Origin of the sequence: Paenibacillus sp. IHB B 3415, assembly GCF_000802655.2 — a bacterium.
Classification (GTDB): domain Bacteria; phylum Bacillota; class Bacilli; order Paenibacillales; family Paenibacillaceae; genus Paenibacillus_AQ; species Paenibacillus_AQ phytohabitans.
This window is the reverse complement of the sequence record NZ_JUEI01000088.1, coordinates 25711-49140: the sequence shown is the minus strand read 5'-3', so window position 1 is coordinate 49140 and position 23430 is coordinate 25711. Positions and strand designations below refer to the sequence as shown.

At 53.2% G+C, this 23430-nt stretch carries 17 protein-coding genes; 3 read left to right on the top strand and 14 right to left on the bottom strand.

Annotated elements, in window-relative coordinates:
• Nucleotides 1-326: 326 nt before the first annotated feature.
• From QW71_RS30075 to QW71_RS30040, 8 genes are read right to left on the bottom strand one after another with little or no spacing between them, the layout of a single operon-like run.
• Nucleotides 327-854: a hemerythrin domain-containing protein gene (locus QW71_RS30075; RefSeq protein ID WP_039308172.1), complete on the bottom strand. Its 528-nt coding sequence runs from the start codon at nucleotides 852-854 to the stop codon at nucleotides 327-329.
• A 23-nt stretch (nucleotides 855-877) separates the two neighbouring features.
• Nucleotides 878-1525 carry a response regulator transcription factor gene (locus QW71_RS30070; RefSeq protein WP_039308190.1) on the bottom strand — a complete coding sequence of 216 codons (648 nt, stop codon included), beginning with the start codon at nucleotides 1523-1525 and terminating at the stop codon, nucleotides 878-880.
• A gap of 28 nt (nucleotides 1526-1553) precedes the next feature.
• Nucleotides 1554-2597: a sensor histidine kinase gene (locus QW71_RS30065; protein ID WP_039308169.1), complete on the bottom strand. Its 1044-nt coding sequence runs from the start codon at nucleotides 2595-2597 to the stop codon at nucleotides 1554-1556.
• Complete coding sequence (locus tag QW71_RS30060; RefSeq protein ID WP_039308166.1) at nucleotides 2597-3055, bottom strand: GAF domain-containing protein; 459 nt, start codon at nucleotides 3053-3055, stop codon at nucleotides 2597-2599. The genes QW71_RS30065 and QW71_RS30060 overlap by 1 nt, the downstream gene beginning before the upstream one ends.
• A 50-nt stretch (nucleotides 3056-3105) precedes the next feature.
• On the bottom strand, nucleotides 3106-3792 hold the full coding sequence (narI, locus tag QW71_RS30055; protein ID WP_039308163.1) for a respiratory nitrate reductase subunit gamma: 687 nt from the start codon (nucleotides 3790-3792) through the stop codon (nucleotides 3106-3108).
• The gene (gene narJ / locus QW71_RS30050; RefSeq protein WP_039308160.1) at nucleotides 3789-4355 is read right to left on the bottom strand and encodes a nitrate reductase molybdenum cofactor assembly chaperone; all 567 of its coding nucleotides are present in this window, start codon (nucleotides 4353-4355) and stop codon (nucleotides 3789-3791) included. Before narJ ends, narI begins: the two co-directional genes overlap by 4 nt.
• Nucleotides 4348-5919, bottom strand: a complete 1572-nt coding sequence (gene narH / locus QW71_RS30045; protein WP_039308158.1) for a nitrate reductase subunit beta — start codon at nucleotides 5917-5919, stop codon at nucleotides 4348-4350. Before narH ends, narJ begins: the two co-directional genes overlap by 8 nt.
• On the bottom strand, nucleotides 5909-9583 hold the full coding sequence (locus QW71_RS30040; RefSeq protein WP_039308157.1) for a nitrate reductase subunit alpha: 3675 nt from the start codon (nucleotides 9581-9583) through the stop codon (nucleotides 5909-5911). Before QW71_RS30040 ends, narH begins: the two co-directional genes overlap by 11 nt.
• Before the next feature lie 289 nt (nucleotides 9584-9872).
• On the opposite strand from QW71_RS30040, the gene QW71_RS30035 reads away from it, so the two are divergent.
• Nucleotides 9873-10289 carry a hypothetical protein gene (locus tag QW71_RS30035; RefSeq protein WP_039308155.1) on the top strand — a complete coding sequence of 139 codons (417 nt, stop codon included), beginning with the start codon at nucleotides 9873-9875 and terminating at the stop codon, nucleotides 10287-10289.
• On the opposite strand, the gene QW71_RS30030 is transcribed toward QW71_RS30035, so the two are convergent.
• Complete coding sequence (locus tag QW71_RS30030; RefSeq protein ID WP_039308153.1) at nucleotides 10198-10734, bottom strand: Rrf2 family transcriptional regulator; 537 nt, start codon at nucleotides 10732-10734, stop codon at nucleotides 10198-10200. The two genes, QW71_RS30035 and QW71_RS30030, sit on opposite strands and share 92 nt — an antisense overlap.
• Before the next feature lie 420 nt (nucleotides 10735-11154).
• On the opposite strand from QW71_RS30030, the gene hmpA reads away from it, so the two are divergent.
• The gene (hmpA, locus tag QW71_RS30025; protein ID WP_039308187.1) at nucleotides 11155-12336 is read left to right on the top strand and encodes an NO-inducible flavohemoprotein; all 1182 of its coding nucleotides are present in this window, start codon (nucleotides 11155-11157) and stop codon (nucleotides 12334-12336) included.
• Nucleotides 12337-12433: 97 nt separating this feature from the next.
• Here the strand turns inward: hmpA and QW71_RS30020 are convergent, their stop codons facing one another.
• From QW71_RS30020 to QW71_RS30000, 5 genes are all read right to left on the bottom strand, one after another.
• The gene (locus tag QW71_RS30020) at nucleotides 12434-12829 is read right to left on the bottom strand and encodes a DUF488 domain-containing protein (protein ID WP_047014059.1); all 396 of its coding nucleotides are present in this window, start codon (nucleotides 12827-12829) and stop codon (nucleotides 12434-12436) included.
• A gap of 141 nt (nucleotides 12830-12970) precedes the next feature.
• Nucleotides 12971-14257: a cellulase-like family protein gene (locus QW71_RS30015; RefSeq protein WP_039308150.1), complete on the bottom strand. Its 1287-nt coding sequence runs from the start codon at nucleotides 14255-14257 to the stop codon at nucleotides 12971-12973.
• 18 nt (nucleotides 14258-14275) lie between these two features.
• Complete coding sequence (locus tag QW71_RS30010; RefSeq protein ID WP_039308147.1) at nucleotides 14276-16630, bottom strand: beta-galactosidase; 2355 nt, start codon at nucleotides 16628-16630, stop codon at nucleotides 14276-14278.
• A 16-nt stretch (nucleotides 16631-16646) separates the two neighbouring features.
• Nucleotides 16647-18608: a glycoside hydrolase family 2 protein gene (locus QW71_RS30005; RefSeq protein ID WP_039308144.1), complete on the bottom strand. Its 1962-nt coding sequence runs from the start codon at nucleotides 18606-18608 to the stop codon at nucleotides 16647-16649.
• Between the two features lie 37 nt (nucleotides 18609-18645).
• Nucleotides 18646-22029, bottom strand: coding sequence for a DUF5107 domain-containing protein (locus QW71_RS30000; RefSeq protein ID WP_047014058.1), 3384 nt, complete (start codon nucleotides 22027-22029; stop codon nucleotides 18646-18648).
• A gap of 465 nt (nucleotides 22030-22494) precedes the next feature.
• Between QW71_RS30000 and QW71_RS29995 the strand changes: the two genes are divergently transcribed.
• A complete protein-coding gene (locus QW71_RS29995) occupies nucleotides 22495-23391 on the top strand; it encodes an AraC family transcriptional regulator (protein WP_039308141.1) in 897 nt (298 codons plus the stop codon).
• The last annotated feature ends 39 nt before the right edge of the window (nucleotides 23392-23430 follow it).

Below are 23430 nucleotides of genomic sequence, written 5' to 3'. Positions count from 1 at the left end.
GGAAGGAACAGGGGAATTGACAAATTCGTTCATAGCAGTTGGATAAACGTCACTTAATTTTATTTATTTCCTCTAATCTGACTGTTTGCAGCATATTAAGTGCTGTTTTTCCAACTGCTGTTTGACAGGGGAGGCTTTGTTCACTGACAAGTGGAGAAAATCCAATTATTTTCGGAAGACGCTGCGGAAGACGCTGCATTTAAACCTAACCCATGCTGTTGCAAGTGACTTAATCTGCCTCCCCGGATTTATCCAGATTTCTTGTTGTCTAATTTCCTGTGCACAAAAAAAGCCGCCCCACATAGGAGCAGCCTGTTCATGCATTCTCACGTAATAAGCGTATTCAGCTGTTGGCTTAACCGCTCTTTGTCCTTCGCGCTCAGCTGATGCTCAGCCATCGGAAAGATAACCGTCTCTTCTTTGACAAAGTGTACCGTCAGCACCTCAAAGGCTTCCCCTGCATCCTTCACCGCAGCACGGATATCCTCAAGCGTCATCAGATCGGCATTGCCCTCTGTGTGATGCAGGAAATGTCCTATATACCCGTCAATCTCGCGGTGCTCCTCCTGGATGCCGGCCAGCGGCCCTTGTTCAAAACCGATGTAACGGCCCAGCAGCGGGAAAAAATGCGTTTCTTCCTTCACGGTATGCTTCTTCAGCGGGTCCGTAAACTCCAGAACCGCCTTACGCAGCTTATGAAGCTGAGCTCTGGCTTCTTCCGGAGCGGGCTGCTCCCCCTCAAACCAAAGTACGATCTCATGCCATTCTTCCATCAGAAAGGATAAATAGCGGTGTTCATTCTCAAGAATGCGCATGGCGGGCACCGTAAACTTGAGCCCTTCATGTTCCGGCATCAAGGCTTACCTCCATTCGCCGGTCAGAAATCCAGCATTTTTTTCCTCAAAGCATACTCGACCAGCTCCGGCCGGCTTTTAAGGTTTAATTTCTCCATAATCTTTGCCTTGTGGGCTTCCACTGTTTTTACCGAAATGAACAGCTTCTCGGCGATTTCCTTGTTACCGTATCCCTTGGCAATGAGCGGCAGGATCTCCAGCTCCCGCTTGGATAACAGCTCGAACAGATCCTCTGTGCCTGCGGTTTTATCCTGCTTGATGAACTCACGGACCAGCGAGGTTGCCATCTTGGGATGAATATAGGTGCCGCCTTCATAAATGGTCCGGATGGCCAGCAGCAGCTCCTCGTCCGGCGCACTCTTGAGCACATAACCGGAGGCCCCGTTCTTCAGCACATGGAAGAGGTATTCATCATCGTCATGCATCGTCAGAATCAGGATTTTGGTATCGGGGTAATCCTCTTTAATCTTGCCGGTAGCAGTCAGCCCGCTCTCACCCGGAGGCATACTTAAATCCATAATAAGAATGTCCGGCCGGAATTTGGCTACCATGGTGTAAGCTTCCCTGCCGTCTGCCGCCGCTCCGATCACTTCAATGTCATTCTGAAAATTGAGAATCATGGAGAATCCGCTGCGTACGATCGCATGGTCGTCTGCAATGACGATCTTCATCAGAAGCTCATTCCTTTCCTCGCGCAAATCATACAGGTACCTGTAAAATAATTGTCGTACCCCTGCCTGTCTCTGAATCTACGCTGAAGGTGCCGCCCACCAGCTCCGCCCGCTCCTGCATGCCAAACAGGCCAAGTCCGGTTCCATCCGGCTCGTCACCCTGATTAAAGCCGGTTCCCTTATCCTCTACCCGAAGCAGCAGCACGCCGTCCTTTTCGGTAAGTGAAACTTTAACACTGTCAACCTGCGCATACTTCAGGGCGTTCAGCACCGCTTCCTGGCACACACGGTACATGACGGTTTCGATCTCACTCCCATACCGTTTCTCGGAGAGCCGGGACTCATAATCAATCACAAGGCCATAGGTTTGCTCCACCCGCTTGAAGTGTGACCGGAATGCGGCCTCCAGGCCGAAATCATCCAGGGCAGCCGGCCTAAGCTCTACCGAAAGGTTGCGGATATCATTCAGAAGCCTGGTCATGGAGACTTCGGTCTGCTTCATCTTCTTCAGCAGTTGCTCATCAGCTGTCATATATTTCAGCACACGCAGATCAATCACGGCACTCATCAGCTCCTGGGCTACACTGTCATGCAGTTCCCGGGAGATCCGCTTGCGTTCATTCTCCTGCGCCTCAATGATATGCTTCATCATTTTGTTCTGGTAGAACTTCTCTTGCGTCTTGAACTGTCTGGTCAGATCCCTAAGCATAAATACTCTGATGCCCTTCTCGTCATCTATGGTGTGGAAGGTGGCCGCATAAGGGACAACCCCCTTATCCTTCGTCTCCAGATATACCTGGTATGAGGTGAACTCCTCGGAGTCCGGTGTATGAAAATAACAATTGAGACAGGTACGGAGCTCCGTCTCACTCGTGTATCCCCGGCAGGTCCCGCAAAGCGCCTCAGGATTCCCCTGATACAGCTGCTTCAGAATATCCTTGTCCACGATGTTCTCGGCAGCCGGATTCATGGCCAGGGCTTTCCCTTGCCGGTCAAAAAAGAACATCGCCTCCGAGCTGTTCTCAAACAGCTTCGTCATGAGCAGACTCTGCAGATCCGTTCCGGGTGTCATCAACTGAGCAACAATTCCTTTCCGTTCAAGTCTCCAATCCCCTTACGCGCTGCCTTGTCCAGGTCCCCCAGCATGTCAGGGGTCACCTGCCGTTCGCCCCTGAAACCGCCAAGAAGCACGCCTGCGACACGGGCATCATTCCACACCGGCACAGCCCCGATGCTGCTCAGATTCTCCATCTTGGTAATGGGATAGTTAAACAAGGTGTCCGGCTGCACATCTGTCTGCACAGACGGGATTAAGAAAGGCTTGCCGGTCTTGAACACGATGCCTGCAATCCCTCTGCCGGATTGAAGGACAATCCGTTTGTAACGGTCCGTTGTGTTCCCTGAGGCGTATTTCCACCGGATGACATAGTCATATTCCGCCGGTTCAGCAAAAGCCAGCGACATGAAGTCATACCCCAAAGCTATGCGCATCCGGTCAAGCTCGACTTGGTAATCCACCTTATTGTTCATCGTTTCTCTCCTCATTTGAACAGGGAAAGAAATTCACCCGGCTCTTTCCGTTAATTCGATTTATTTCTTCTGTATAGGATATAACTTCTGCCTACATAATTCAACGGAACACTCCATACATGGACGAGCCGGGTGAACGGCCAAAAGGCAAAGATCGCAAACCCTGACAGAATGTGAAGCTTGAAGGAAAACGGCACCTCACCCATCAGCGACGGGTCCGGCCGGAACATGAATAAACCGCGGAACCAGACAGAAATCGTATCACGGTAATCAAACTCAGGCTGTACGGCATTCGTTACAATCGTGGAGTACATCCCCATAAACACGATGAACAGGAGGAGGGAGTTGACGATCAGGTCCGATGCGCTGCTGAGCCGGCGGACATTCTTCAGCGTAAAGCGCCGCGAGGTCAGGATCAGCATCCCGAGCAGGGTAGCTGCGCCGAAGATTCCCCCGATATATACCGCGCCGATGTGGTAGAGATGATCACTCACGCCGACGGCCTCCAGCCACGATTTCGGGACAGCGAGCCCGCCGATATGGCCCAGAATAACCGGCATAATACCGAGATGAAACAGAATGCTGCCGAATTTCAGCTGTTTCTTTTCAATAAATTCACTCGATTTGGCTGTCCAGTTGAATTGATCCTTACGGTAACGGAAGATATGGCCGCCGAAAAAGACCACCAGACACATATAGGGAAAAATGACCCATAAAAACTGACCTGACATATTCATTGACTCAGGGCCTCCTGTTCAACACAAGCTTTGAAGGTTTCGCGCAATCCCTTAACCAGATGGTAATAGGGACTTTCATTCCGCTCCAGCGCCTTGAGCAGATGGTAGGTGCCATCCTCAAGAATCGCCATCAGCATCCGGAAATTCTCCGGCGCTCCCGGAACCTCCAGCCACTGGGCGGCATATATAAATTCACACATCAGCGGTAAATAATCAGGCAGCTCTCCCTCCGGCATGGCAAGGCCGAACATTTCGTACAGAAGCTTCAGCTTGGCGAGCATCTGCCCCCGTTCCTTGGCCTCCTCGAATTTGAAATAGGTCATATACAGCGCGCAGTCCTTCTGAAAATCAAAGGTGGCAGCATAGCTCTCCTGGATCTCATCCAGGCTGAAGCTCTGCATTTGCTTCCAATAGGCATGCACGTGGGCATAACCCGGATGAGTGCTGTCAAACGCCTCTTCCAGAAAAGCCGGATGAAAGTCCAGCTTCTCCGGATACATCAGCTGCAGGGCGAAATAACCGAAGGATTCCTTGTAATCATGCAGTTTGATCAGATCAATCACGCCAAATCCCCCCGTAGAAATTCTCTTCATACATTTCCTTGCCGGTCTTCATGGTGTCGCCGGAAGGGCTGGCCGGTCCGCAGCCGTCACAGCCGGAGCCGGAGCCCATGTCCCCCATCCCGCTGCCGTAACCGGCCGAGCCCTGGGCACGGTAAGGATTCATGTGCTGCTCCTTGTGGGAGGTCGGGATGACGAACCGGTCCTCATATTTGGCAATCGCAAGCAGCCGGTACATTTCCTCTGTCTGCTGTGCGGTCATGCCGACACGGTCCAGACGGGTAAGATCGAATTCCCGGCCGGTGGACTGGGCGCGCATATAGGAGCGCATCATCGCCATCCGCTGCAGAGCTTCCTTCACAGTCTCCGTGTCGCCGGCCGTCAGCATGTTCGCCAGATACTGGATCGGCGTACGCATCTCTTCGATGGCCGGGAAGATCATATCGGGATTCTTCAGCGAATCCTTGCCTTCGAAATAATTCATAATCGGGCTAAGCGGCGGTACATACCACACCATAGGCAGTGTGCGGTATTCCGGGTGAAGCGGGAAGGCCAGCTTGTGCTCAATCGCCAGCTTATAGACCGGCGAGTTCTGGGCGGCTTCCAGCCAGTCCTCGGAAATGCCGTCTTTTCTCGCCTGCGCCATAATCTCCGGATCATGCGGGTTCAGGAACAAATCACATTGCGCCTTGTATAAATCCTTCTCGTCCGGCGTGGATGCCGCCTCCAGAACCTTGTCGGCGTCATACAGCAGCACCCCGAGATAGCGGATCCGGCCGGTACAGGTCTCGGAGCATACTGTAGGCAGCCCGGCTTCCACGCGCGGGAAGCAGAAGGTGCACTTCTCTGCTTTGTTGGTCTGCCAGTTGAAGTACACTTTCTTATACGGACAGCCGGTCATGCAGTATCTCCAGCCGCGGCAGGCTTCCTGATCCACGAGGACAATGCCGTCCTCATCCCGCTTGTACATCGCACCGGAAGGACAGGAGGCGACACAGCTTGGATTCAGGCAGTGCTCACAGAGGCGCGGCAGATAGATCATGAACGATTTCTCGAAGTTGAATTTGATTTCTTCTTCGATCTTCTGGATATTCGGGTCCAGCGGGCCGGTTACATGGGCTCCCGCCAGATCATCCTCCCAGTTCGGTCCCCATTCCAGATCCATCTTCTCGCCGGTTACAGCGGAATGGGCCCGCGCCACCGGGGAATGCTTTTGTTCCCCCGCATTCGTCAGATGCTCGTAGTTGTACGTCCACGGCTCATAATAATCCTTCATCTCCGGCATGTCGGGGTTGTAGAAGATTTTGCCGAGTGCGATCTTGGACAGCTTATTGCCGGACTTCAGCTCAAGCCGGCCCTTGCGCAGCTGCCAGCCGCCCTTGTAGAGCTCCTGGTCCTCCCAGCGTTTCGGATAACCGATACCGGGCTTCGTCTCCACGTTATTGAACCACATATATTCCGCACCCTTGCGGTTCGTCCAGGTCGTCTTGCAGGTCACGCTGCAGGTGTGGCAGCCGATGCATTTATCCAGGTTCATTACCATTGCCACTTGCGCTTTAATTTTCAAGCCAGTTGACCTCCTTCATTTTGCGGACGGCTACGTAGACATCACGCTGGTTGCCGATCGGACCATAGTAGTTGAAGCCGTAGCTGAGCTGTGCATATCCGCCGACCATCTGGGTAGGCTTCAGATGGATCCGGGTAGGCGCATTGTGGCTTCCGCCGCGCGTATCCGTAATTTCAGAACCCGGCACCTGAATGTGCTTGTCCTGGGCATGGTACATGAACATGGTGCCTCTCGGCATCCGGTGGCTGACTACCGCACGTGCCGTTACGACACCGTTGCGGTTATAGACCTCGAGCCAGTCATTATCGGCAATCTGATGGGCCGCAGCATCCTCATTATTGATCCACACCGTTGGACCGCCCCGGAACAACGTCAGCATATGCTGATTATCCTGATAGGTCGAGTGGATATTCCATTTCCCGTGCGGTGTCAGATATCTCAGAACCAGGGCATCCTGCCCGCCCTTCACTTCCTTGTCGCGCGGCCCGAACACCATCGGTGGCAGCGTCGGCTTGTAGACCGGCAGCGCTTCGCCGAACTGCTGGAAGATTTCATGGTCAATGTAGAAATGCTGTCTTCCCGTCAGGGTCCGGAACGGAACGAGACGTTCAATATTCGTGGTGAACGGGGAATAACGCCGTCCCTGCTTGTTCGAGCCGCTGAATACCGGGGTCGGAATCACTTCGCGCGGCTGTGCGGTAATGCTCTGGAACGTAATTTTCTCAGCTGCCCGGTCTGCCGAGATGTCGCGCAGCTCTACACCTGAATCCTTCTCTGCCGCAGCATAAGCCTTCTGGGATACGCGGCCGTTGGTGGCTGAAGACAGATGAAGAATGGTATCTGCGGCCTGACGGGCGGTTAGCAGCTTTGGCAGTCCGTTCTTAATCGATTCATCGTAATGCACGCCGCTGATCTTCTTGAGTTCCTCGTATTCTTCAGCGACAGAGAAGCTGATGCCATGCGCGCCTGCTTTGCCGGTTGCCAGATTCGGTCCGAGTGAGGTGTATTTGTCATGAATCTGGGTGTAATCCCGCTCCACAATCGTGAAGTTCGGCATGGTTGTACCCGGGATGGCCGGGACTTCGCCCTTGGCCCAGTCTTTGACCAGACCCATCGGCTGCGAAATTTCGCTGATGGAGTCATGGCCCAGCGGTGACATCACAACATCCTTATAGACGCCGGGCAGCTGCGACTTCGCCATCTCGGAGAATACCTCTGACAATTGGCGGTAGATATCCCAGTCGGAACGGGATTCCCATAGCGGATTCACGGCCGGATTGAACGGATGCACAAACGGATGCATGTCGGTGGACGACAGGTCGGTCTTCTCATACCACGTTGCGGCCGGCAGCACGACATCCGCATAGAGCGGTGTGGTGGTCATCCGGAAATCCAGGGCAACCATCAGGTCGAGCTTGCCTTCCACATCCCCGCGCCAGACAATCTCCTCCGGCTTCTGCTCTTCATTCGGCTCGGCCAGGAGACCGTCGGAGGCTCCAAGCAGATGCTTCATGAAGTATTCCTGCCCTTTGGCAGAGCTGGAGATCAGGTTCGAGCGCCAGATGAACAGGGAGCGGGGGAAGTTCTCCGGAGCGCCGGGATCTTCCACGGCAAACCGTGTTTTCCGCGAGGTGATCTCTTCCACAGTGTGGCTGATAATCTCTGCATTCGTCTTCTTGCCCTGCTGCGCAGCCTCCTCGGCAAACAGCAGACTGTTCTTGTTAAATTGCGGGAAGGAAGGCAGCCAGCCGAGACGTGCAGCCAGCACGTTATAGTCCGCCGGATGCTGGTAAGCTACCTCCCCGCCCGTTGGCGATTTCAGCGAATCAGTGCCGCTCTCTTCATAACGCCATTGCTCTGTTGCAAAGTAGAAGAAGGATGTCGCGTTCTGCTGGCGTGCCGGACCCTGCCAGTCCTTGGCAAAGGCAACCGTTGACCAGCCTTCAATCGGGCGGCATTTCTCCTGGCCGACATAATGCGCCCAGCCGCCGCCGTTGACACCCTGGGAGGCGGTCAGCACCACCAGATTCAGAATGGAACGGTAGATGGTATCACTGTTGAACCAGTGGTTGATCCCTGCGCCCATGATGATCATGGAGCGCCCGCCCGTATCCAGCGAATTCTGGGCGAATTCGCGGGCGATCTGCACGACGACACTTGCCTTCACCGTCGTAATCTTCTCTTGCCAGGCCGGGGTATAATGAGATCCGGCGTCCTCATACCCCTTGGCATTCAGCGGACTCTCTCTGCGCGTGATGCCATACTGGCTCATCATCAGATCATAGACTGTGGCGGCATAACGTTCTGTACCGTCGGCGAGCCGTATGGTCCGGGCCGGAATCATCCGTCTGAACGTGCCGTTGCCCGCATTATCGAAGAACGGGAACACGATTTCCGTCCACTCTTCCCCATGGTCTTCAATGGTCAGGGCTGGCTCGACCCTGCTGCCGTCCTCCCGCTCGAGAATCAGGTTCCACTTCTTGCCCTCTTCCCAGCGCTGCCCCATCGTACCGTTCGGAACCATCATCTCACCCGCTGCTTCGTCGAAGATGACCGGCTTCCAGTCCGAGTGCGGGGAGGTATCTCCAAGATCACTCGCCCGCAGGAAACGTCCGCCCTTCAGGGCATCCTCATGAGGGTCAAGCAGAATCAGGAACGGCATATCTGTATATTGCTTCGCATAATTCAGGAACATCGGCTCCTGGCGTTCCTGGTAGAACTCCTGCAGGATGACATGCGTCATGGCCTGGGCAAGCGCCGCGTCCGAGCCTGGATTCGGAGCCAGCCAGTTGTCGGCGAATTTGACATTCTCGGCGAGATCCGGCGCGACCGACACGACTTTGGTTCCCTTATAGCGTACTTCCGTCATAAAGTGGGCATCCGGCGTGCGGGTTAGCGGTACATTAGAGCCCCACATCATCAGGTACCCGGCGTTGTACCAGTCCGAAGATTCCGGCACATCCGTCTGCTCCCCCCAGATCTGCGGTGAAGCCGGAGGAAGATCGGCATACCAGTCATAGAAGCTCAGCATTTGACCGCCGAGGAGAGAGATGAACCGCGCCCCCGAGGCGTAGCTGACCATCGACATAGCCGGAATCGGGGTGAAGCCGGCGATCCGGTCGGGGCCGTATTTACGGATTGTATAGATCAGCTGTGCGGAGATAAGCCGCAGCGCGTCGTCCCAGGCCACACGGATATGGCCGCCTTTCCCGCGCGCTTTCTTGTACTGGCTTGCCTTCTCAGGGTCTTCAACAATGCTGGCCCAGGCGTCGACATAATTGTCATGCTCCTGCAGCGCCGTCTGCCACAGCCGCCACAGCTTCCCTCTGATATACGGATATTTCACGCGCAGCGGGCTGTATTCGTACCAGGAGAAGGTAGCTCCGCGGGGACAGCCGCGCGGCTCAAATTCCGGCATGTCCGGCCCGCAGGAAGGATAGTCAATCTGCTGGTTCTCCCAGGTGATGATTCCGTTCTTCACGAACACCTTCCAGCTGCAGGAGCCTGTACAGTTGACTCCGTGAGTGGTGCGCACTACTTTATCGTGAGACCAGCGCTGGCGGTACATATTCTCCCAATCCCTGTTTTTCTCTTCAAGAATGGACCAGTTCCCGGAATAGCTCTCCACCGGTTTAAAAAAGTTTAGGCTGAATTTCTTCTTCATCGCTCAGGAACACTCCCTCCAAAATCTATTCAGTTAAGTCCATTATGGATCTCCCCGGCCCTGCTTCCCATTAGGGAAACACCTATTGAACCTCGGGAATTCCCTCGATCTGAATCCAATGCAAACAAGCCTTTCCCGCTGAGGAGAAAAGCTTTGTTCTGGCCGTTTATTGTACCCGGCAGGGGGCCTGTTAGGGACTTCCCTCTTTCTTGTCCGGGGAATGCCTTAGCGGGAATTACACTACAAATCTGTATGCTATACTGACAAAAAAACGGGAGGATGAAGCAACATGCCAGGACCCTCACTGCGCCAATTGCACGCTCACCATGCTATTCATCAGGGCGGGCTCTCCGGTGCTGCAGCTAAGACGGAAGAAATGGAGGAACTGCTGGAAGCGAAGGAATTCGAAGTGGCGCACCAGGCCGCCGAGCATTTAATCGAGTACTGGGAGACGCGGATTATCAGCCACGCCGATGCGGAGGAAGACGGATTCTATCAGGAGATGGCCGGGAAGAATCCCGGCCTGCAAGACGCAGTTCTCCGGCTTGCACGTGATCATGATTTACTGCGGATTATAGTAAAGGATGTCAAAGTAATGCTGGCGGAACAAGGCCTCACTCCTGAGGTGGTCCACCAGTTCCACGCACTGCTGGTAGTGAACGCGGTTCATAGCCGGGATGAGGAACGTCTTCTGTTCGCGGAGTAGCACGGCTGCTGCTCTCCTGCAGAATGGCACGCAGATCATCTCTATTCATCAACAGGTCCTCAAGCGTATACTCGCCCAGTACCTGCAGATAAGCTTGCAGGGCTCTGCCCAGCACGCCTTTGAGTCCGCACACCGGGGAGATCGGACAACTGCCGCCTGAAGGATGGAAGCATTCGACGAGATAGAAATCATCCTCCATCCGGCGCACGACCTCCCCGATATTGATCTTCTCCGGCGCAAGCGCAAGCCTGATCCCTCCCCCGCGCCCTCTGACCGTTTCAATATAGCCCGCCTTGCCGAGTTCATGCGAGACCTTCATCAGATGATTCTTGGAGATGCCATATGCGCTGGAGATATCCTGTATAGTTGTCAGCTCTTCCCGCTGCTTCGCTCCGAGATACATGAGGATTCGCAAGGAGTAGTCGGTATATAACGTCAGCCTCATCTCTTCTCTCCATTCTGTTTACAAATGCAATGCAGTCAACGGATTTCTGCCGATTATACGAAAGCAAGTGGAAAAACAGCATCTATATAACGCCGGTTTGGCCTCTTTGGAAGAATTGTGATTATGGACTCTTCTGTAGATCAGCAAGTGGAGAAAATCCACCTATTACGCCCTCCCGTTGAAACCAGCCTTACCCCCTACCCAACTATACCACGCCCATAACACCCCAGCTTGTCCAACGGACACATACAGCCAACAAGCGAAGAAGGAGAACACGGATTCCGCCTTATGTAAGTGATATTATTAACAGATGATATCATATTTTTTTGTCTATTTTGTTAAAGTGGTATTTTAAATATATCTTTTATCTTAAAAAGCGTATATATTAATTTTGTACTATATGGAGAGGGGATGACCGTTATTTTATCACAACAAACCCGTGACATTGTCAAATCCACAGCGCCAGTCCTGGCGGAACACGGCACCACTATTACAACGGTGTTTTACCGGAATCTGTTCGAAGCCCACCCGGAACTGCTGAATGTATTTAACCACGCCAACCAGGCGCAAGGCCGCCAGCAGGCGGCACTGGCCAATGCGGTCTACGCCGCGGCAGTCCATATAGATAACCTGGAGAACATTCTTCCGGCGGTAGTCCAGATCGCACACAAGCATGTCAGTCTCGGCATCAAGCCGGAGCATTACCCGATTGTCGGGGAATTTCTGCTAAAAGCCATCAAGGAAGTGCTGGGCGATGCAGCTACGGATGAGATTATTACAGCCTGGGAAGAAGCATACGGAGTTATTGCAGGCGCTTTTATCGGCGTCGAAGACAGCATGTATAAGGAAGCGCGCGAACAGGACAATGGCTGGAACTTCTTCAAGCCTTTTACCGTTGTGCGTAAAGTTCAGGAAAGCGGCAGTATTACATCGTTCTATCTGAAGCCGGCGGACGGCTTAGGCGTACCGGATTACAAGCCGGGCCAATACATCTCTATCCGTGTGCTGATTCCTGGAGAGCAATACACCATGATCCGCCAATACAGCCTGTCGCAGGCTCCCCGGGCAGATGAATTCCGTATTTCCGTGAAACGTGAAGAGACGAATGATCCGAATGGTGTGGTATCCGTCTATCTTCATAACCAGGTGAACGAAGGAGACATTGTTGAAGTCAGCGCTCCGGCAGGCGAATTTCTGCTCGATGTTACCAGAACCACACCTGTAGCCTTCATCTCCGGCGGCGTAGGCATTACCCCCATGATGAGCATGTTCGAGACCGTTGCGGCTGTAACACCGGACCGAAAGACCGTATTCCTGCATTCTGCACGGAATGAATCGCTCGCCGCTTTCGTTAAGGATATTGAGAAACATGCTGCGGCCATGAGCAATGTACAGACCAGAACCTTTTACTCCGGCGGCCCGGATGGCGTCATCACTGGCGAAATCCTCAAGAGCTATGTAGATGTTACCGGAGATGCTTACGTATGCGGCCCTGTTCCTTTCATGGAAGCGATGATCGGAGAGCTGCGGGCACTCGGGATGAAGGAAGAGCAGATTCATTACGAGTTCTTCGGACCGGCCCTTCAATTGAGCAGCAAATAGATTGCGGGTCTAAGTACGCAGCCCTGAACCCGGTATATCAAAAAGCACACGGACCGCCTTCCAAATCATTAACGATTCGGGGCGGTTCGTGTGCTTTTTAGCGGGAAAGCAGCCATTTATATAGTACCTGCGCATGATTGTGTATAGGGTCCTTCGCGGCATATACCAGTGTAACGTCCTGCTCCAGCGCTAATTCTGCGATCTCCGCAGCAAGTCTCCCTCGCGCCGGATCTTCCTCCAGCTCCCGGATATAGCTGTCACTGAATGCCGCAAACCGCTCTGGTATATGACCGAACCATTGACGCAGCCCGGGGCTTGGAGCAAGCTCCTTCATCCACTCGTCTATGGCAGCCTGCTGTTTCGTAATTCCCCGCGGCCATAGCCTGTCCACCAGTATCCGGTACCCGTCCTCCGGAGCCGCCGGCTCATAAACGCGCTTCAGATATATAGAGTAAGGAAGGTCAGCTGACTTCCGGCAGGAATGCTCCAACATCTAGTCTCCCTCCTGTTATCCATACTGAAACGGACCGTTGTTTAGTACACTCAATATACCATGGGGCAAATTGCCCTGCCAATGCCAGGCTGCCCGTTAGATTGCGGTACCGTACCAGGCAGGACTGCCCATATGCTGCAGCTACTCTGCCTCAAGAATGAACCGGTTCCACTTCTGCTGCCAGGCGATATCATTCCAGAATGGATGATGAGGCGCGCAGTTGGAGCACAGCGTCATTCCCCAGAAGCCCAGCGCCATGCCTTTGCGCAGCGAGTACTCGGCAATGAATTTGCCGACAGGACCCTCCTCGAAGCCAGCTAACAGCGGTGTGTAACCCACATATCCCTCACCAATGACGACCGGAATGCCGGAATGAGCCGCCCACTCATGAGCTTCCTCCAGGCGCATATCCGCCTTTTGCAGCATAGCCAGCTTATGGGCACCGTAACGGTCGTATAAATAGAGGTCCCACCGGTCCGGGTCGGCCCAATCATGCAGGTAGATGAGCTTCATCCCGACCGGATTGCCCTCCATCCGCCATTCCTGCCCTGCCGGCAGTGTCCACTTCTCAAAGGGAGGCGCATCCTCTCTTAATAAAGACCGGACAAAGGCATTCGGAAATGTCATTTGTTCATCATTTAATCCGGCTGCATCCATGAGTTCATTTAATACGCCTTTAATATAGAGATGATAATGGGCGACCTGCATATTGCGGGCCACATAAGCCTTCGGATAGGCTTCATTCAGCGTATAGCTGGCCGTCATCAGGATATCGGGATGCTGCGCCCGGAGATAATCCACCGCTTCTTCTATGTAAGGCTGCATCGCTTCCACCAGCTTAGGCGTATCCGTGCCACTGATTCCCCGTTCCACGCCGACAGCGGTAAGCTGTCCGAATTCCACCTCGTTATGCAGCTCGGCATAGACGATTTGACTGGCGAAGCCCTCTTCTGTAACCAACCGGATGAGCTGATCCATGGATCTGGCGATTGCCATAAAGCGTTCCTTAGGAGCGATAGCGGCCAGTTCGTCGCGCAGCGCGGGATACGCCAGGAAGCTCGGACTCTGCTGATATTCCCAGGAAGACAGCATGATGTAGACGCCATGTGCCTTGGCCTGCCTGAACAGCTCCAGCAGGTGGGCATGCCCGTCCAGCTCGGCACCGCCCCGGCAGTTATACCAGCGTGTCCGCTGCCCGACTTCTCCGAGGCTGCCGAAATGTAACGGGCCCGGCCGTTTACCTTCCGCCGTGAACAATAAGAACGGCATCGCACAGATCCGGACCGTATTGTAGCCTCTATCCACCGCTTCCTGGAAGCGTGCGGCCAAATCGTGATAAGGCTCGCCGGGCAGGGTCATCGTGTACCAGGAGAAATCCCACATGGTGATGGTCAGTTTGCGCGGTAAATGTTTAAATACAGAATCCATTGATGTCCCTCCCTTATATTATCTGATTACAATCTCATATACAGGCACAGCGCGGACCGAAGCTATATCGGCAATCAGCTCAGCAGCGGTTTCATTCCAGCCTGCCATCGTCGTATTACTGTTCACGACAGTCCCTTTGCGGATCGGTGATGTATAGAGATACATTCCCTTGTCAACCAGCCGCTCTTCAAACCGCTTGAGTCCGATTTCCCATGTCGTATTGTTGCAGAAGTTGTCGTTAATCAGCTCTCCGTCAATGAAGGCATAACCGATATCGCCGGTATAATCTATTTGGAGCAAGGCTTCTTTGACACCGTCCAGAGAGCCGGATGCGAATTCCAGAACCGCCCGTTCATTCTTGACCTTCGTCCATGTAAAAGCAATTTCTTTCTTCGGTGCGAGCAGTTTGTAGGTTGTGAATAAACCGTCCTCTGATGCTTCCACCAGCTCTCCGCCCGATACTAAACCTAAACCCGCTTCAAAATCAGGGACCACGCTTAGCGTAACTTCCTCCCGATCCGCCAGCTCCAGCTTGATCTCATCCCCGGATACCAGCAGATTGGCGTCTGTGAACAGGACACGCTGCTTACCGCGGACTTCGGTTTTCCAGAACCCTAAGCTTTGCTTATCCGTCATAGTGTAAATGACAACTTTCTTGCCTGCTGCAGACACAAGACGCACGATACCCGAATTCTGCTTCTCCACTTCAATGATCGTCATATCCTCAAGCTGCCTGGTATGACCGCCTTCGGTCTCAATATCCGCCACATCGGCCGATTGCAGCGCATAACTCCCCTTCATGCCTTCCGGCACAAAGAAGAAGTAATATACCTCATCCGCTACGTCCAGCTTCGTGATCAGCTGCGCGGTTGCATATTTCAGCGTGATTCCGGCCAGATCGAAGTTATACGGCAGAATCGCAAAGCTCTCGCTGCCCAGCGTCAGCTCTCCTTGAGCCGGAATCGTAAGGGTCTCGCCGGGAAGCTCAATGCTGACGTTCATATCCTGCAGATCGTGATTCTCCACATGATCCTGGAAATTGTTCAGGAACAGGAAGCCTGAGCCCTCATGCGAACGGACAGCATAGCGTAATTCGCTCACATCATACGGATCATTCTCCGAGGTGTCACCCGGCAGGATCGTCTTGGTCAAAGCGAACTGATGCTGGAACTCTGTGAACAAATAATGCTGCAGCTTCGTCCGTTTATACGATTCACGCACCTGCCCGAATTCGCCAATCATCGCATTAAAATCATAGGAGATTTTCGGCGTCGCCAAGTCGTTCATAAAGGGGTTTACCTTGCCTTTCGGATTGCTTCCGCCATGGTACATGTAGTATCCGAGCATATTGCAGCCCTCCGCCGTCTTCATGACAGACATGGCCGGAACGCTGTTATACGGAAACTCGAACCGGTATTTATAGAACTGAACCATCCCGCCGCCCATCTCACAACAGGCATACGGATAGTCTTCCGGCTGGTAGAAGGGCTCGAAATTGTAGCTCTTTGGAAGGTCATTATTATGTTTGTCGCGGAAAATATACTCCGGTGTCGCCGGATGCTCCTTAATCCCGTCGAAGCGGTCTGTTTCATAATAAATCCACGGCCAGTACGCATATCCGCCCCATAATGGGAGCATATCCGGTACTGGTGTCGTAGCGCCGCCCCAGCCAGTGCAAGTATAGATAGGCGTATCTATTCCTGCCTCAATGGCCATGTCTCTCAGCAGCAGCATGTGCTCATTACCGCCGCTGCCGCCGTTCAGCCACATATTGTTAATGCCGGTCGTGAGGCCCCACTGCGCCGAGGAATGGTTATGCTCGTTCTCGATTTGGGTACCGATAATCGGGCCTCCGTCTTTATACAGCAAGCCCTGCACCTGCAAACCGATTTCCGCATACAGCCTCCGCACATAGGCCAGATACCCCTCATCATTGGAGCGGACCTCGAACGGGCGGCCGAACAGCCAATCCGGCATGCCGCCGCTTCGCATTTCCCCGTGACAGAAGGGGCCGATACGGATCATGACATACAGCTCATGCTTATCACATAGCTGAATGAACCGGCGCAAGCTTTTATTGCCTTCCCATTCGAAGACACCTTCTACTTCCTCGTGCAGATTCCAGAAAATATAAGTCGTGACGATGTTAACGCCACCCATCTTCATCTTAATAATCTCATCTTCCCAGTAGGCTTCATCATACCGGGAGAAATGGAACTCACCGCACACGCCAAAAAACGGCTCCCCGTTCTTCTCCATATAATAGTTCGTAAAGCTGATCCGTTCGCCCGAAGGGTTCACACCGCCAAGCTTAATGTGACCGGCAAAGATATTCTTCTTGTCATCGCTTACAGCAATACGGTATTTCTTCATTAGGGTCTCCCGCTCCTTAGTTCAATTCCCGTTCAACCACACTATACCCGTTCGGCCGATACACGGTAAGCACTTGCTGCTGTCCGGGCGCTGGTTGCACAGGGATGTTCAAGGTCAGGAGATCTCCCGGCTGCATATCTGGAATGACTAATCTGGTTCCTTCCTCGCCTGCTGAGGACACCGTTAAATAATAATCCCGCGCGGCATAGCTGGGAATATCCTTCCGGCATGTCAGGGTTACCTCAAGCTCATCTCCGTGCCATACAGGAGCTTCTGCCAGCAAGAGCGGTGAAGAGATCTCACGCAAGGCAGCAAACGACGGCTTCACCCGGTTATAAATGTCTACAGAACCATGGATCCGCTGCTTCAGCTTCCCTTCACCCTCTTCACCCATTTGCGTGCGGTAATCATTTAGGCTGAAGAAGATTAATGCCGCGAACTGGGGATACTGGCGGTAGATTTCTGTTTTTTCGATAAGCAACCGGGTTCTTCTGGTGTCCCCGCCTTCAAACACCGGTTCACAAAGCCCATATTCAGCCACAACAATGGGCTTATCAGGATAATCGGCAATAATCTGCCGGATGACCTTATGCTCATCCAAATCGCCATGCCACGTTCCGATATATTCGTTCCACATCAGCAGATCACCCGCACCAGTGGCATCCCTGTCAGGCTGATAGAGAACACTGTTGCTTACATAATTGATCAGCCGGCTCGAGTCCAGCTGCAGAAGCTCCGCCTTCAGCTGCTCCATATAACGCAGGGTCACGTCAGACTGGCCATCCAGCTCATTCCCCATCCCCCAGGCAAAGATACACGGATGATGCGCATGACTGCCAATCATCTCCCTGGCTTGAGACAGGGCGAGCGCGAAGGTGTCCTTCCCCGGCTCTGCCGGCTGCTGCCAATGCGGAATTTCCTCCTGAACGAGCAGGCCATTGCGGTCACACCAGTCCAGCAAATCATTTCCCTGCTGCCAGTGGAATCGTGTAATGACACAGTTCGCTTCCTTCAACCGCTCAAGCATCGCAATCAGATCTCCCTGCTTCTCGGCCATTCCAGTCGCCGGATTCGAGCCAGGCATCCACTCCACACCCATCAGCCGGACCGGTTCGCGGTTCAGCCACAGCTCATGTCCCTTAACAATAATCTCCCGGAAGCCAAACGGGCGGACTACCCGGTCCTGGACCTGATCCCCAGTGCGCAGTACAATCTCAAGCTCATATAAGTCCGGATGGTCAAAATGCCACAAATCAACCTCCGGCAGCAGGATGTCTGTGAAACTCCAGGACAACGCTCCGCCAGTGATCTCTTCCGTTCCCTGCCAAATGCGGATATCCTTGCGGTAGACGGCAATGTCTGCACTGAGCGCAACGGCTGATGGTTCACATAGCTTGATGCGTGCAGATAGCTTGCCGTCCGTATGTCCGCCTTGGTCAGCGAAGATGACCAGCGGTTCCACCTTGAGCTGCTGAATGGACGCCAATCCTGTGACGACAAGCGTTACCGGCCGGATCAGCCCGCCGTCATCGGCCCAGTCAAAGCTGTTGCCCTGGGGCAACGCCACGTCACTGTTGCTGTTGTCCACTCGAATCACAAGCCGGTTCCCGCCTCCCGCATGAATATATGGGGTCAGATCCGCTTCAAATGGGGTATAGCCGGAATTGTAGTGGCTGCCTGCCTCTACACCATTAACCCAGATATCCGTATCACGGTAAGCCCCTTCAAAGGAAAGCCGTATCCGGCAGTCCTTCCACTCGTCAGGGACTGTTAACATTTGTTCATACCAGCCTGCCCCGCGGTATTCCTCCAGACCCTCCTGTACATTCCAGGTATGCGGAACGGAGACCGTAACCGGGGACGGCAAGCCTGAAGCCTGCCATCCTTCCTGCTCGCCTCGGGTTACAGGGCCTGGCTGGAACTTCCAGCCCTCTTCCAGTCTTGTAGTGTAACGTCCTTCATTAATCAGGATACCCACATCCTTTCACCTGTGTATTCTAACCCGATCTGTTCCTTCACTTCTGTACACATAAGCGGCGGTGAATCATCGCACCTTGATGATTAGGCTCCATGGATAGAGCCGTTTCCAGCTCCTCAGCAGCTTCTAGGGTACGTCCGAGTCCAAGCAATCCCAGTCCGCGCATATACCGGCAGTGAATCACATTGCGGCGGTCCAGGTTATCCTCAAACACCAGGAAGTCCGGCAGCGACACCGCAAAGTAGTCCATTTTGATCTCATCAAAAATATGCTTCTCCGCATAATCAATCAGTTTATTGAAGCGGCGTTTGGCTTCCTTCTCATTATGCAGCTTCAGCCACGCCAGCCCCTGGTAGAAAATCATTTCCGGCGGCTGATCGTTGTAGAACATCGCGCTTGCCGGTTCATCCAGCCCCTGTGAAGCTATGGCATAACTGGCGACGGCTTCTTGTTTCTGCTGCAGAGCTTCGTAGGCCATACCGAGGTAATAGTAGATATTGTTCTCCCGGGCACCCTCCAGCTTGCCTTCCCCCAGATTCAGCGGATAGACGAGAGCCTGCTTGAAGCGGGCAACCGCTTCCCCGTAACGTCCAGCCTGCAGATGCTGTTTGCCAAGCTCCGTATGGGCGAACTTGTATTGTCCGGTTACTTTGCCTTCCCCGCCTTCCCAAGGGTGGAAATTCCGTGAGCTTAAGGCTGCGAGAGCTTCATCATACCGTTCAAGATTATTAAGCAGCGTAACATATTCGACGAAAAGATCATCACGCCGCTCCACCTGGCCGCGCTTCGTTTCAAGAATGGCGAGGCGCTCAGCTGAGGTCCAGGCCAGCTTCTTGCGGAGCTGGTCCAGTTCAAACAGTATCCGCACATCTTCCGGAGAGCAGGCGTACGCTTGCTCAAGCGAAGCCATGGCCGCCTGCGGGTTATCCTGCTTGTTGAAATAGGCGAGTCCCAGGTTACGGTGAACAGTAGCGTAATCCCCCCGAAGCTCCCGTGAACGCTCCCAGCTTGCGATTGCCTCCTCCGGGCGTTTTTTATCATAAAAGAAGTTGCCCAGATAGTAATGCGCCTTGTCATCTTCCGGACTGGCCTCAACGGTGCTCTCCAGCAGTGCCAGCTCAAACAAAGTGTTAGGGAAGCAATAGGCTGGAGCTGCGGACTGGCCGGCACGGCGCTGCTCTTCCGCCTTCTGAAGCTGCCCCGTACGTGCATACAGCTCTCCAAGAGCGTAATGCAGCACCGGATACACGGAGCTTCCGGCAGGAACAGCTCTTTCGCCAATCTCAATGGCTTCTTGCAGCAGGCCGCTGTCCATATAGTCTGAGATCAGATTAAGATAGTTGTGTGCGTCCCTGCGCATAAGCAGATGCAGTTCGGACAGAACCTTTTCAGCACCAGCAGTGTCTTCCAGTGCACGCAGTGCCAGCGCCAGCTCGTTATAGGCACCGAAATCAGCGATATCCAGATCCATAGTTTCCATAGCGAATGCCTTGGCCTGCTCCAATAATCCAAGCTTGCGGAGCATAGCTGCCTTCAGATTACGGGCTTTGTAATTGCGTGAATTGCGGATCAGCGAACGTTCCGCCTGGTCAAGCGCTTCCGCATACTCTCCCTTGTGACTTGAAATTTGCGCCAGAGAGAAGTAACCTGCATCCTGCCAGGCTGCCGACCAGACTGATTTGTGAAAAGCAGTATAGGCCTCGTCCAAACGGTTCTGGCCGCGAAGTGCGGCACCCAGCTGATAGTAAGCCTCGCTGTCATAAGGGTTAAGGTTCCGCCAGGTCAACCGCTCGATCGCTTTGCGGAAATGCTGCTCACCGTCCTTGTAAAGTCCGCGGCGCAGCAGCAGGATTCCATATGCCACATTCAGCCGGATATCTCCGCTGTCCCGCTTCAAGCCCTCCAGATAGTAGGCTTCCGGCTCGAACGTAGCATGCCGGTATTGCTCCAGATGCTGGCCTGCCAGATACAGCTCCTCTGCTGAACGCAGCTCTTCCGGCGCCGCGAGCGGCTTGGCAGCATCGGGAATACGCTCAATATCCGGACGTTTCGGCTGATAGGAGATCAGCAGTCGGCCTTTCGCATTCCGGACGGACAGCTTCAAGTCATGCTCCTGCTCACCGTTCTCCAGTGTTATAACTGTCTGATACACATCCACCGGGGACACATCCACCGTCTCACGCAGGTAGCAGTTGGCTGCCCCGCTCAGTTCTACGACTGCCTGCTCCAGCTTTGAGGTCGCATACACCTTAACCAATGCCTGACCGGATTCAGCATCAATCTCCAAGTTGACAGCTGCGTCAATTGAAGCATTTTTCACGACCCCAATTTGCTTGTAAGGCATGAAATATTGCGTGAAGGTCTTCTCCTCATAAGGCTGCAGCCAGGTAAAGTCAGGCTGGTTGTCCGTGTATACGCCAGTCATAAGCTCAATGTACGGGCCATCCTCATCGGTCAACTGACGGTCCCACGCCTGGCCGAACTCTCCATTTCCCCAGGTCCATTGCTTTTTGCCGGGCGAAACATGATGATTCGCCACATGCAGCAGCCCAGCTTCTACGCCGTGATCATAGCCGCCGACGAAATTATAATCGGATTTATAAGCCATATAAGAAGTCGGAACCGGGATATTCTTGTAGCGGGAAATATCTACACCTTCCGAATAATCCTGTTTGTAATAGGTGCCGGTCGCGATCGGGAACCGGGATACATCGCGCTTGCCATGGTCGAATACGGCAGTTACATCCGGAGGAAACACCGATTGCGTATGATCATTGACCGCCACCGCCGGATTCGCCCACCACAGGAAGGTCTGCGGCTGAGGTGTCCGGTTGTAAACTTGAGCATTAATCTCCAGGTAAGCTTTGCCCGGATATAGCTTGAAGGCGGCGGTAACCTTGGTGCCGTACATCCGGTCAATTTCACTGACCCATACTGTAGCGCTTCCATCTTCGGTTTGCTCATACCGGTATTCTACCGGACCGAAGGTATTCGGGCGGTGATGCTGCGGCCAGTTGAATTCAATCCCTCCGGAAATCCACGGCCCGGCCAGGCCAACAAGTGCCGGCTTGATGACCCGGTTATAGTAGACGAAGTCGTAATTATTGGTCTTGTCGAGTGCCCGGTAGATTCTGCCGCCTATCTCCGGCATAATTTCAATCCGGACGTATTCATTCTCCAGGATCACCAGCTTGTAGTTTTTATCGGCCTTCACATCCGAGATGGACTCGATTACCGGGTGAGGATACACGCGGCCTGAGCTTCCCTGATAGACTCTTTTCTCCAGAAACATAGGATTGGGGTCAGCTTCTCCCGCCTCATACGTAGGAATCAACACACTTGTCTCCCACACCTGAACTTGGATTCCGCCAGACCCGGCTGGAGCCGCCTCCAATGTATGCTCTACAGCTTCTTGCTTCATGCTTAAACTGCCTCCCTAATCTTGATAGTTATACTTTAGCGTCTGCCGGGGAAGGTTCCAATTGACGAAATGCGGGAAGTGATGGATTATATTCTTATTCGAAAATATATGAGAAGCCCAAAAGCATTAAACTTAAAGCGTGTTCGTCACTGCGGTGAACATTTGGACTTCCGGCCGCTGTTGTCACCAGATTTCTTGATTATTGCCGCTGTCCGCGGTTTGAAATCCGGTGACAAAGGCGGTCGCTACCGCTCCTACAGTTCCAAATTGCGGTGAACATTTGGACTTCCGGCCGCTGTTGTCACCAGATTTCTTGATTATTGCCGCTGTCCGCGGTTTGAAATCCGGTGACAAAGGCGGTCGCTACCGCTCCTACAGTTCCAAATTTCCCCTCCGTTCCTATTCGCTTTTCGTTTATTGCTTAGTGATTCTATATATTCCCTTAACAGGGGGAGGGCAGCAGAAATGAGTCATGACCATATTCGCAAGCCTGAAGGGTTTGTCGAGGAGAAGCTATATGTGCTTCCGGAATACTGGATGAAGGAGCTGGAGCAGGAGGAGCTGACTGCTTCCTTATTTATTACGGACATCGGTTATTTCCCTAACGCCCAGTATCATTTCAGGGAACGCCTGGAAGGCAGCCCGTCGCATATCTTTATCTTTTGCGAAGCCGGAGCGGGCTGGATCGAGCTGAATCATGGAGAACGCATGCACCTGCAGCAGGGAGACATGATGATTATTCCTCCCGAAACCGCACACAGGTATGGGGCAATGCAGGAGAACCCCTGGAGTATCTACTGGTTTCATTTCAAAGGAAGCCACGCGAATAGACTGGTGCAGCTGTTCGGTTTATCTAATGCTCCCCTCTCATTATCACCAAGCGGTAAAGCCCGTTTAATTGAATGGTTCATCCCTGCCTTTGAGATGCTGGCCGAGCGGACTTATGCGCTGACTACACATGTACATGTTGCGCAGACCGTAAGGCAGCTGCTCTCAGGAATTGGGCTTAATGCCGGAAAATCGGCTCAAGAGAAGAAACGCGAAACTTATCTGGAGCAGGCGGTTCAATACATGAATGGGCATATGGGCGGCTCTATTTCACTAATTGAGCTGGCTAATCATGTGGGAGTGTCGAAGCAGCATCTGATCTATTTGTTTAATTCCGAAACCGGAGTCTCTCCAATTGAATATTTCCTGCGGCTGAAGATCCAACGGGCAGGTCATCTTCTGGATCTTACTGAACTGAGCATTAAAGAGGTCAGCTCGGCCGTGGGTATTCATGATCCTTATTATTTCTCCCGGCTCTTTAAGAAGATTTCGGGCTTCTCTCCTTCAAGCTACCGGAAAATACCAAAGGGCTAACATTCCTTCACAACGATTAATGTACCTTTTAAATTCCGG